This is a genomic window from Deltaproteobacteria bacterium, from assembly GCA_016930875.1.
Classification (GTDB): domain Bacteria; phylum Desulfobacterota; class Desulfobacteria; order Desulfobacterales.
Genome location: JAFGFW010000023.1, coordinates 1 through 11,187 on the forward strand (window position 1 = coordinate 1; position 11,187 = coordinate 11,187).

11 protein-coding genes are annotated in these 11,187 nt (G+C 48.2%); 1 reads left to right on the forward strand and 10 read right to left on the reverse strand.

Going from position 1 to position 11,187, the window contains the following annotated elements:
• Positions 1–141: 141 nt before the first annotated feature.
• From tviC to JW883_02420, 10 genes are all read right to left on the reverse strand, one after another.
• Positions 142–1,182, reverse strand: a complete 1,041-nt coding sequence (gene tviC, locus JW883_02375; protein ID MBN1841111.1) for a Vi polysaccharide biosynthesis UDP-N-acetylglucosaminuronic acid C-4 epimerase TviC — start codon at positions 1,180–1,182, stop codon at positions 142–144.
• A gap of 78 nt (positions 1,183–1,260) precedes the next feature.
• On the reverse strand, positions 1,261–1,680 hold the full coding sequence (locus JW883_02380) for a HEPN domain-containing protein (GenBank protein MBN1841112.1): 420 nt from the start codon (positions 1,678–1,680) through the stop codon (positions 1,261–1,263).
• Positions 1,670–2,017 carry a nucleotidyltransferase domain-containing protein gene (locus JW883_02385; GenBank protein MBN1841113.1) on the reverse strand — a complete coding sequence of 116 codons (348 nt, stop codon included), beginning with the start codon at positions 2,015–2,017 and terminating at the stop codon, positions 1,670–1,672. Before JW883_02385 ends, JW883_02380 begins: the two co-directional genes overlap by 11 nt.
• A gap of 126 nt (positions 2,018–2,143) precedes the next feature.
• Positions 2,144–2,302, reverse strand: coding sequence for a hypothetical protein (locus JW883_02390; GenBank protein MBN1841114.1), 159 nt, complete (start codon positions 2,300–2,302; stop codon positions 2,144–2,146).
• A 134-nt stretch (positions 2,303–2,436) separates the two neighbouring features.
• Positions 2,437–3,834 (reverse strand): TIGR03013 family PEP-CTERM/XrtA system glycosyltransferase, encoded by a 1,398-nt coding sequence (locus tag JW883_02395; GenBank protein MBN1841115.1) that lies wholly within the window; start codon positions 3,832–3,834, stop codon positions 2,437–2,439.
• A gap of 137 nt (positions 3,835–3,971) precedes the next feature.
• Positions 3,972–4,826 (reverse strand): polysaccharide biosynthesis tyrosine autokinase, encoded by an 855-nt coding sequence (locus JW883_02400; GenBank protein ID MBN1841116.1) that lies wholly within the window; start codon positions 4,824–4,826, stop codon positions 3,972–3,974.
• A 66-nt stretch (positions 4,827–4,892) separates the two neighbouring features.
• Positions 4,893–6,557 (reverse strand): hypothetical protein, encoded by a 1,665-nt coding sequence (locus JW883_02405; GenBank protein ID MBN1841117.1) that lies wholly within the window; start codon positions 6,555–6,557, stop codon positions 4,893–4,895.
• Between the two features lie 227 nt (positions 6,558–6,784).
• On the reverse strand, positions 6,785–7,987 hold the full coding sequence (locus tag JW883_02410) for an outer membrane beta-barrel protein (GenBank protein ID MBN1841118.1): 1,203 nt from the start codon (positions 7,985–7,987) through the stop codon (positions 6,785–6,787).
• A 471-nt stretch (positions 7,988–8,458) separates the two neighbouring features.
• Positions 8,459–9,100 carry a polysaccharide biosynthesis/export family protein gene (locus tag JW883_02415; GenBank protein ID MBN1841119.1) on the reverse strand — a complete coding sequence of 214 codons (642 nt, stop codon included), beginning with the start codon at positions 9,098–9,100 and terminating at the stop codon, positions 8,459–8,461.
• Positions 9,072–10,520, reverse strand: coding sequence for a sigma-54-dependent Fis family transcriptional regulator (locus JW883_02420; protein MBN1841120.1), 1,449 nt, complete (start codon positions 10,518–10,520; stop codon positions 9,072–9,074). Before JW883_02420 ends, JW883_02415 begins: the two co-directional genes overlap by 29 nt.
• Positions 10,521–10,545: 25 nt before the next feature.
• Between JW883_02420 and tnpA the strand changes: the two genes are divergently transcribed.
• Positions 10,546–11,061, forward strand: a complete 516-nt coding sequence (gene tnpA, locus JW883_02425; GenBank protein MBN1841121.1) for an IS200/IS605 family transposase — start codon at positions 10,546–10,548, stop codon at positions 11,059–11,061.
• The last annotated feature ends 126 nt before the right edge of the window (positions 11,062–11,187 follow it).

An 11,187-nucleotide genomic window follows, 5' to 3' on the forward strand; every position in this document is an offset into this window, starting at 1 on the left:
AACAAAACTGGACATTTTTCAAAGGTCTCGTCGCATTATGCGTTTTTCGTTAGACAGGATTTACAGGATATACAGGATTTCTTTTTGTTTTTCCGGCCTCCGGCGGGCAAAAAAGTATCCCGTGAATCCCGTCAATCCTGTCTAAATCTTTATTTCTTTTCCAGCGCCCACGTACCACTTGACTGATTCCTTCATGCCTTCCTTCACATCATATACCGGCTCATATCCCAAGAGACTCTTTGCTCTGGTAATATCTGCCAGGGAATGGCGGACATCTCCTTTTCTGGGGGGGGCATATTCAGGCTCTATGGCAGCGATTTCCGGCTTGAAAGGGAGAAGACCCTCCTTTATCAATTGGAATAACTGGTTGAGCGTTGTCCGCTCTCCATAGGCCACGTTGTAAACCTTGTTCAAGGCCTCTACGTTTTCGCATGTGGCGGCGAGAAGGTTGCTTTGCACGGTGTTATCAATGTGACAAAAGTCCCTGCTGGTTTCTCCGTCTCCATATATGACAGGCTGTTCCCCGGCCAAGAAGGCATTGATCCACTTGGGAATGACTGCAGCATAGGCGCCTTGGGGATCCTGACGTTTTCCAAAGACATTGAAATATCTGAGGCCGATGCTTTCCAGGCCATAGCTTGTGGCAAAAACATCAGCGTACAGTTCATTTACGTACTTGGTTACTGCATAAGGTGAAAGGGGACGTCCGATTTGATCTTCGACCTTGGGCAGCTTCGGGTGGTCTCCATAGGTTGAAGATGAAGCCGCGTAAACAAACCTCTTTACTCCTGTGTCCCTTGCTGCAACAAGCATATTCACAAAACCATCAATGTTACATTGATTGGTAGTAATTGGATCATCAATGGAGCGTGGAACACTTCCCAGGGCAGCCTGATGCAGGACATAGTCGACACCCTCACAAGCCTTAAGGCAATCAGACAAGTTCCTGATGTCTGCATCGAAAAAATCAAAACGTTGCCACTTTTCAGGACTTACTTCTTTCTTTACATCATCGAGGTTTTTCTGGTTTCCAGTGAAGAAATTGTCTAGCCCGACCACGGTCTGGTCCAGGTTAAGCAATTTCTCCAGAAGGCCGGAGCCGATAAATCCGGCCACGCCAGTGACCAGCCATTTTTTTGGGTTGGCTTTTAGGTCAGCTTTGACTTTGTCGATTTTGGACACGTGATTAACCTTTTGGTTAGACAGGATTTACAGGATATACAGGATTTACAAAAGGAATCTACCTTCCAGATACATCAGCTAAATTGCTAGTACCGATCTCGCCTTGTTTACAATACGAGTTGCATGCTCAATGCAAGTTTCAGCATCCTCGTCAATATAGGCAGCATCTGGGGTCAAATCGGGTAAGCCGTTCGGGTAGCGTGTTGGTATATAGAAGCGGTCCAGCAACATGCCACTTCTAAGGAGACTTTCAACATGTTCATATAGCATCAAATCGACATACCTTAGATCTTCTATCAGCTTTTTTATGGAATGTCCCCACGGATCCGCATCCGCAAAATACCATACCGCTTTAAGGGCCTTTTCCCCCGCCTGCTGGGCGTGAAAGCAGGCATGGGGAAATTTCTCGTTTCTTCTCAATATGGTGGCTGAATCCAGATCATCCTCGGCCGTTCTTAACCACCGTAGGGCTTCTTGGACATTTTTATCAACGCTCATAAATAGTCTGTCCTTCGTCCAGTATGCGTCTGATAAAAGGCCGGTGGGCTATAGCTTCCAATTCTTCAGGTGTATAGATTAAAAGGTCCACAGCCCTATCTTTGATAATATCGTAGACTTTTTCGAATTGTTCATATCTATCAAAGAAACGCCTCTTGGTTTCCATAAGGATCATCAAATCCAAATCACTTCTTCTCGACGCTGAATCCTGGGCGCATGATCCAAATAGCATGACTTTCTTGACACCTTTTTCCAGAAAGACTGGGGTAAGCAACGCCTTTATTCTGTCAAGGTCAGTCGCTTTCCTATATCCCGTCAATCGTGTTGATCCTGTCAAAATGCTTTAAACTCCTTTGTTCAGGGTGTAGTAGCTCGAATCTTTCCCGCCGCTGTAAGCCATAATAGCATCGTAGGCCAGCGCCTCGGCTTTGATTTGCTCTATTTGTTTATCCAGTCTCTGACACTAATCTTGCTTCTTGGCCGGGGCCTTGGCTATTGCCGATTCTTCCCGCACACAGTGGTTACAGATGCCTTTCTCGTGGAATTTGATGCCTGGAAAGATCTCGGGGAGGATGCATTGTGTGCAGAGCTTCAACTGGACTCTGGTTTGAGATAATTCCATAATATCTTTCCACTTTCTGACAGGCTCCGCCCCCTCAGTTTCCTCGGAGGAATCTGCTATAACTTGCTGAATTAATTTGTATTATATTTAGCCGGTTCGTTTGTGGGGAACCGGCTAACGTTTTGAACGATCTATTACCTTGCCCCGCTCTGGAGCAGCATAATCTTGGCCGTTTTGAACAAAATCAACAGATCCATGGCAAATGACATATTCTTGACGTAGAAAAGGTCATACTTTAGTTTTTCCATGGCGTCTTCAACTGAGGCGCCATAGCGATAGGAGACCTGAGCCCATCCTGTAATGCCCGGTTTGACGGTGTGACGTTCCGAATAATAAGGAATCCGTTCCGCCAGTTTTTTCACAAATTCAGGGCGCTCCGGACGGGGTCCCACAAAGCTCATTTCGCCCTTAAGCACGTTCCACATCTGTGGGATTTCATCCATGCGGTATTTCCGAAGGATTTTCCCCACGCGGGTAACGCGCGCGTCATCGTCTGTGGCCCAGCACGGGCCACTGTCCGCCTCAGCCTTGTCAATCATGGACCGGAACTTCAATACCTTAAAGATCCGGCCGCCCTCGCTGCATCGGTCCTGCCTGAAAAAGACCGGCCCTTTTGAGTCCAGCTTGATGGCCAGGGCAATGAGGGAGACCAGCGGCAATGTGACCAACAGACTCACGCCAGCTATGATAAAGTCTGCGGCACGCTTGGCGAACCGAGTCACCCGGGACTTCTTGAATCCATCTGAAAAGATGAGCCAACTGGGGTTGAGTTTTTCTATAAAGAGCTTGCCCGTCAATTCTTCATAAAGCGTCTCACCTTGCAGGACCTTTATCCCCTCCATCTTACAGCGCAATAGCTCCTTGGTCGGGAGTATTCCCCGTTTTTCGTCCAACGCCACAATGATTTTCGTTATATGAAGACTATCCGCCAACCCATACACAGTTCCGTTGTTACTAAAAACAGGAACGTCCCGGGGGGAGAAGCTCACAGAAGAGACGTCAGTCGTGGGCACAACCCCTGCCACTTGATAGCCGGAATCAGGACGGTCCTTGATTTCATCTATAATTTGCCGGGAAAGGTCTCCAAGACCCAGGATCATGACCTTTTCCGCAAACATCTTTTTTTTCAAGATCCAATTGTATGCATAACGCCAGGGCACCACAAGTAGTACAAGAAATACAAGACTAATAAAAAAAATGCCCCGCCCCATCATGAGCGAAGGAACAAAATAGTAGATAATGGCAAGGACGATGGATGCGACACCCATGGCCTTGGTCAGCCGCAGGCCCAACTCCACGTAAGTATCAGTGACCTTGAGATTATAGAGTTCGTTATAATAAAGGGAAATCTGACATACTACCATGATCAGGATCGCCTTGCTAATGACTTCGCCGGACAAAAAGGAGGCATGCACACTTCCCAAACGAAGAAAGGCGGCCACGAGCACCGCCATATAGATCAGGATCCCTTCTCCGATCACAAAGAGAAGGTTGCGCACCGGCACATCTCTGTTGAATATGCGTAGAATCATGGCGAAATATGAATAAGACAGGGCTTTAAGGATCTCACGAATTGTTTATCTTGTCAGTTGACGTGTGAAAGCGACAAGACAGCAAAGAACATCCGTCAAAACCTGTAGATCCAGGTAAATCAAGCACTACTCCAATATCAGTGTCTATTCTGGTAATACTTATAGTAGTACCTGTAACTTCTTGAGCCTTCAAGGTCGGCATTGAAAACCACCCCAATGATTCTTTCACGACCGATGTTGTCAATGGCTTTCGAGAGCAAGTTCCCGGAAGTTTTGCCAAAACGTACCACCAGAAGGACTCCGTCCACCATGGACGCCAAAAAAGAGGTCTCGGCTGTGAACTGAGCCGGTGGGGCATCGAGGATGATGTATCGATTCTCGTATCGGCCTTTGAGTTCTTCAACAAGAAGACGCATTTTTTCGGAACTAAGCAGCTCAGAAGGATTTGGTGGCGGTTTCCCACCTGCCAAAAGCGTGAGCTTTCTTTCCGGAGTCTTTAACAGATAAGGGGCCAGAGAGGTACCTTGCTCCAGATATTCACGTATTCCGGGCTGGGTGTTCATGCCAAACCATTGATGCACAGAAGGTCGCCGCAAGTCGCAGTCCACCAGCATGACATGCTCATTGATTCCGTGGGCGATGGTCACGGCCAGGTTGGCAGCCACCAAGGTCTTGCCGTCCAGAGGCTCGGGACTGGACACCATAATCGTCCTTAATGACCTGTCAGGCATGTTGACCAGCAATTTGGCGCGCAATACCCTGAAGCATTCTGCCGCCGGCGAAGCAGGTTCCAGAAGGGCGGCAATGTGGGAGTCTATTTCGGCATTTCCAAAACCAGCCTCGTCTGTTGTTGTCCTTGGTGGTCTAGTATCCAGCTTCAGCGCCTCCACATTTTCAGTTGGTATTTTGACTACCTTCCGCGGTGTGGGTCTGGGTGAAGAAAACTTCCTGGCAGTCTCCGCTTTTTTTAAGGCTTCGAAGAACTTACCCATTTTTTCGCTTCCTCTTGATGTGTTCAAGCCCGTGGCTACGCGCTCTGGACTTTGGCATAAATGATATTAGGATCCGGTCCTTTTGATCGTTTCCTGGCTGAAAAAAGACGGTCTAAGCATTGGGTCCATTTTCCATAGAAAATATAGGCCATATAGCAAGATTGAGGCCATTGAGACGACAGCCGCTGCAGACACTGCTTTCTTGACAAAAAATCTACGACGATCTTGATCTGTCGTAATCACTGGGATAGATACGAGTATCGGCATTTGGACATGGCTCTCCAGCTCTTTTGCGCTGAAGAAGCTGGGGTCTAAATACTCTCTCAAAAAAGCCAGGCCCAGGCCAACGGCTAGGGATACGAAGAATCCCAACAGCAAGACTTTCCTCGTGTTGGGCGTGAAAGGTTTGTCAGGCAACTTGGCAGGATCAAGAACCGTGAATTGTTCACCCTTCTGGGCCCTTTCCAGATTCTCTGCCAAGCCTGCCCTGAATTTCTTCTCGAGCAGAGACTGGTGGTTTCGCTGGAGCTCGTCGTAGCCACGGCTCAAATCAGTCAACATCTGTTCTATTTTGGGCCCAAGTTCAATGCGATGCAGATACGTTTCCATTTCCTTCTTGATTTTTTTCTTTTCTTGCACGACCTCGTGGATTTCCCTTTGGATTAACTCGAGTTGGGCGGCGAGGTCTTCCTTTTGAGCGTCGAAAAGCGAGGCGCCCTCTGAGACGGCAATTCCGGTTGACTCAATGTCGCCTCCAGGCTGCTCTGAATCAGCGTCTGGAGTGCTAGAATCGTGCTCCTTTTCCAACTTGGAGATAGCGGTCTGCAGCTTTATCACGTCAGGATGCCTGTCACTGTAACGGGATCTCAAATTCCTCAGTTGATTGCGGAGTTCCTCAATAGCTGGCGAGGACCAGTCCTCGGTCAGGCCACTGTTCAGGTCTCCAGTTTCCAGCAGGCCACCTCCTCCAATCTCAAAATCCCCGAATTGTGTTTCCATCCTCTCGATGTTCTTCAATTGAGTCTCAAGGAGGACCTTGCGGTCCTTGGTCTGTTCACTCGTGGCATTGATAGAGTCCAGTTGACGTTGGTAAAGGGATATCATTCGGTAGTTCTGGTCCATGTCTTCAGGGAGAACCCCCCTGTACTTCTCTTTGAACTCCCGCAGGCCCGTTTCCTTCTGCCGGAGGAGATCTTCTGCTTTCTCTAGTTCACGGTCTAGAAACCTCGTGGTACCCATCGCTTGGCTCTCACGGAGCCTCAGGTTGTCTTCAATGAAAAGATTGGTAATAGTTTCGGTGACATCTCTGACTTTGAAACGATCTTTCCCTTGGTAAGTGATTTCAAAGGCGTTGTGTCCACCTCTCAGGTCTATCTGGATATCGTCGCGAAAAGCCTCTACAGCATCAGTCATGGTTGCATCAGCAAGAATGTCGGCATAAAGATTGTACCTTTCAATAACCTTCTCAAGTTTCGTCCTGCTCTTGATTTGCTGTGTTATGGTTCTGAGACGGTTGGCCAAATCTACGGTTACAGTAGATCTTACGTAATCCCCTGGAACTTTCTGGGGTTCAATCAGGATAACGGTTTGTGCCTGGAACTTTCTGGGGGTCACAATGCAGTGCAAGATGGTAGCCAGGGAAATCACAAAAAAAGGCAGGACAATATACCAGAATCGTCTGAGCAAGGCGCCGGTAATGTACTGCATGTTCATGCCGTCTTTTGGGATCATAAATAAAACTGCTCCGCAATTTTATGAAACGCGGCTTCGCCGCTTAGAATTTGAGATTGTCAGGGAAATTGTCGCAAAACCAATATTATCATATTTCGTTATCGGAAAAGGCCCTGGCAAACTTTATACTGTGCCATATGAAATCCCTAACGGACTCAACAATAAGATTGCAAAAATTTTGTTTTTTCAAGCGGCATAGCCGCGTTACATAGAGTCGCGAAGCGACTCTATAATCGGAACGGATAAGCCGCTGTCAGGCGCAGCATGACCCGGTTGTCTTCAAACTCCTCACTTGGATCGTCTGAATCACGTTCCGAGTGCGTTCCTTGCAGAGAAAGGGAGAGCCGGCGCCAGAATGAAAAGGAAAGACCGGCGGTTGTGCGCCACACCTTGTCCGTTCGATCACGCAGGGCGTCTTCGCCGAAAAACTCTTCCCACCGGTAGCTTGCCGAACCAAAAATCCGAAGGTCCTCGGTCAAAAGATAGTCGGCAGATCCTGAAACCTGACGAAATTGCGTTGATCCCAAATCTTCCGAGGAGTAGTAGTCTTCGCCGTACCCGCCGCTGCCTTCAAGTCGCAGGGTTGTTCTTCTGGCACGGGTGATCAGACTCCCCGAAAAACTCACCCCATCAGTATGATCACCAGCATCGTAATCCTGAAAGAAATAACCGCCTTCCAGGTTGAACTCAGTGTGGGGCCCTAAGCCCAAACTGACGCCCAGATTTCCTTCATGGACCTGGTAGTCGTTTCTTTCTGAGGCCGAAGCCGGATCCTCATAATCGTGGTCAAGAAAATCGTACCTTACATAGACGCGGCGTGAGGGCTGCCATCTGTAGTTTACGGTAAGCCCAGCGCCGTATTGGTCAAAATCATTTCCTTGTTCAAACTTCCCCCGGTTATAGTGAGATGTGACCCCAATCCCGTACCGAGGGCCAAACCACATATCCAGATTAACGAAACCTTCGTGGCCCAGGCTATCTGCATTTGCAGAAGATCTGTCATCCGTGTATCGATTGCGGTAACCTGCCGTGACTTGATCCTCTGCGCCAAAATCGTAGGAAAGGCTCGCCTCGCCTGTGTTTCGGTATTCGACCCCGCGTTCCCTTCGGATGTCTTCGATCACGCCTTCGGACTCCACAATGGGGTCTTCTGAACGGACAAATGCGTCAGACAGGTGAAAACTCAGATGTCGGCCCAGTTCCTGGTCCCAAGACACTCGACCCTGATGTCGGGTGGTATCATTGGAGGAATCATCGCGATAAAAAGAAAAACCTGCCTCATAGTCGAAATTGAGCCTGGTTTCAGGCGATTCCAGGTCAAGGGAAATCCCCGGCGAAACCAGAGTGATCCAATCTGAATCCTCATTTTCCGGTTCCAGATCGATATTGTCATCATATTCCTGTTGAATGGAAATTCTTGGCGTGAGCATTTTTCTCATATCTGCTTGGCAAGGGCGAATCCATACGAATGACAAAGTCGCCAAGACTGCAACCAAAATCAGTGAACAACAATCCCGGCCGATGCTCGAATTACCCGTTCGAATCGTTCTATCGCTTCGCTCGTTCGAGACCTCGCCGTCGCCAACTAACAGCCTAAAGATGCAATGAGTTTCCTTGAACTGATCACCCCCAATGAACATCTTCTTCAAGCAAAATACCATCACATTTTTCCTTTCAAGAGCGATGGGCCAATTTATGCCAGGAGGATGCATGTCCATCTGATGCAATCCAGCACAAACGAACCCTTTAGCAATCAATATCGAGACCACAAAGCCATTTCAACGGAGAACAAATGTGGAAAAAGTTTCGTTGAACGAACCCTTTTTGTGTCATCCGATTCCGCTACAACCGGAGGAACAAGCTTATAGATGCCTGAAACGTTTTGAACAACTTGAACATTTTCAGGGTACAATAATCACGTCGTCGGGGTTCAGCAGAATATTCTGTTTGATATCTTTTCCGGAAACCACCCGTTCGTAATCAAATTCGATGCGGAACTGACCTTTTGGACCTTTTCTCACAATAAGAATATCGTCTTTTTTCGCCCACTCGGTGAAACCACCGGCCGTTGCAATCGCCTGAAGTACTGTAATCGGCCTTTCCAGCACGTATTCACCTGGTGCGCCAACCATGCCGACAATGTAGATCTTCTTGCTACGGTTTTCCTGGAGCATCACGTAGACCGACGGATTTTCCACATAGGCTGCCAGGGCTTTTGTGATTCGGTCTTTTAACTGTGGCAGAGTGCTGTTGGCCGCCTCAATATCGTCCACCAGGGGCAAGGAGATCTTTCCGTCCGGGCGGACCCGGATGGTCCGTGAAAGATCCGGCTCTCTCCATACCAGTATCTCAAGCATATCTCCAGCGCCAACAAGATAGTCATCACCATGTTTACTGGTTCCGACTGGTGTAGTAGTTGGCTCCCCGGCCATGGCAGAATCAGGCCGTGTATGGACAAACACGCCAGCAAAAAAAAAGCACAGCGTACAGGTCACAATGAGAATTTTGCGTCTTCTACATAGATAGGGCCGTATCATAATCATCGGATCTGTCATCCTTTCTTGCCGACTCGTGATACTGCTTTTCAATGCCATACTCCTTGATCTTGTTCAGCAAACTCTTGTAGCTGGTTTTCAGCAAAACGGCTGCTTTCTTGCGATTCCAGTAAGTGTGAAAGAGCACATCCATAATGGCTTCTGTTTCAGCCTTTCGAGCCGCTTCTTTGCATACCTTTTTCAAGGATGGCGTGGGAAAGGTCCTAAATGCATCGGTCCCGCCTTCGCCACTGCTTAAGGGTTCGTCTGAATCGTTCAAAAGAGCCGTGGGGCCATAATGTGCCAGTTTTTCATACAATGCCTCTTTATTCCCAAGTGCCGTGAAGCTCTGAATGCAGTTTTCCAATTCGCGAACATTTCCCGGCCAGGAGTACTCGTGGAGCCGTTCGCGTATTCGATCACTAAAGGGACTATACTCTCTGCCGTAGCGGGCTGTATATTCCTCCAGAAAATGCTTGCACAACAGATCAATGTCTTCCTTGCGTTCCTTGAGAGGTGGGATGTGAATAGAGGCAACGTTAAGGCGGTAATACAGGTCCGACCTGAACCTGCCCCGGGAAACCTTCTCACCCAGATCGCAATTAGTAGCGGCCAAGACACGGGAATCGATTTTCGTATTGGTTGTGCTGCCCAGTGAAGAAAGCTCGCTGTCTTGAAGCACCTGTAGGAGTTTGGCCTGCATGGGAAAAGGGATTTCGCAGATTTCATCTAAAAGTATGGTCCCCGAGTCAGCAAGCTCGAATTTCCCCAGTTTTTTGTTGAAAGCTCCGGTGAAAGCCCCCTTCTCAAAACCGAAGAGTTCGCTCTCAAGGAGATTGGCTGGCAGTGCGGCGCTGTTGACTTTGATGAAGGGTTTGCCAGCCCGATGGGAAAACTTATGAATTGCACGGGCCACAAGCTCTTTGCCTGTGCCGCTCTCACCGGTGATGAGGATCGTCACATCGGATCGTGCCAGACGGAGAACATGCCGCTTTATTTGGACCATAACCGGCGTTTGCCCGACAATGGTGCGATCCAGTTCTTTGTAACAGGGGTCCTGGGATTCATGCACAAGTTGCTCGATTGTGCGTTTCAACTCATCAGTATCAAAACCGCCGGGCAAGTAAGAAAGGTTGGCACGTCCCGGGATTTTGCCCCTATCCGTCAAGCCTTCTCCGTCCAGGATAACAAGGATGGCTGTCCCGCTCTTTTCACGTTCTATGACATCGGCAAGAGCCCTTATTTGCCCTGCATGGTTGGTAGAGCCCAAAAGCAGCAGGTCCGGCTTGTGACGATGAAATTCTGCCAAAAAATCCTTTTTTCTTGTAAGCGAACGACTGTGGTATCCGATTATTTCAACTAATTCTGGCGCTAAACCCCCGGCTACGCCGGGGAGAATACCAAAAGCTATGGCTGTAGTATTTAACAAAAAAAGCTCCTTGTCGTAGATTCGGATGGGGTTGTTTCCGATTCCGAAAATACGAAAGGAGCAAGCATTGAAAAGAACATTATCACATACGGTATGGGAGTGCAAATACCACATTGTTTGGGTTCCTAAAAGACGACGCAAGATCGTGTATGGTAAACTGCGCAAGGAACTGGGCACGATCTTGAGAAGGTTGTGCAAATTCAAAGGCGTAGAAGTGATCGAAGGAACGTTATGTATCGACCACATCCATGTGTGCGTAGCCATTCCGCCCAAGTATTCAGTATCGACGATAGTGGGGTATTTGAAAGGCAAAAGTGCCATGATTGTGTTCGAAAAGTACAGCCGTTTGAAGCGCAACTTCAGGGGGCACAGTTTCTGGGCCCGGGGCTATTATGTCAGTACAGTCGGCCTGGATGAGGCCAAGATTCGCAATTACATAAAAAACCAAGACCTAAATGAGACTATAGAAGACAGATACGATACGGATTTAAGTGACCCTTTTAAGGGGGCCAGTATCGATTGCGAAAAAACAGATGAATAAATAATCACGGTAAGGGAACAGCCCCAAACTCAATAAGAAAGTGAAGCCGTTAATCCCTTAAGGGATGCATGTAACAGTGCCCTTTTAGGGCTAATCAAGCCACCGGCTAAGCCGGTGGTAATGACT

What these genes read in the sequence shown, in the direction of transcription:
- JW883_02380 (MBN1841112.1), bottom strand. Translation starts at nt 1,680, where the DNA reads ATGAGCGTTGATAAAAATGTCCAAGAAGCCCTACGGTGGTTAAGAACG.
- JW883_02390 (MBN1841114.1), bottom strand. Translation starts at nt 2,302, where the DNA reads ATGGAATTATCTCAAACCAGAGTCCAGTTGAAGCTCTGCACACAATGC.
- JW883_02395 (MBN1841115.1), bottom strand. Translation starts at nt 3,834, where the DNA reads ATGATTCTACGCATATTCAACAGAGATGTGCCGGTGCGCAACCTTCTC.
- JW883_02400 (MBN1841116.1), bottom strand. Translation starts at nt 4,826, where the DNA reads ATGGGTAAGTTCTTCGAAGCCTTAAAAAAAGCGGAGACTGCCAGGAAG.
- JW883_02405 (MBN1841117.1), bottom strand. Translation starts at nt 6,557, where the DNA reads ATGATCCCAAAAGACGGCATGAACATGCAGTACATTACCGGCGCCTTG.
- JW883_02410 (MBN1841118.1), bottom strand. Translation starts at nt 7,987, where the DNA reads ATGCTCACGCCAAGAATTTCCATTCAACAGGAATATGATGACAATATC.
- JW883_02415 (MBN1841119.1), bottom strand. Translation starts at nt 9,100, where the DNA reads ATGATTATGATACGGCCCTATCTATGTAGAAGACGCAAAATTCTCATT.
- tnpA (MBN1841121.1), top strand. Translation starts at nt 10,546, where the DNA reads ATGGGGTTGTTTCCGATTCCGAAAATACGAAAGGAGCAAGCATTGAAA.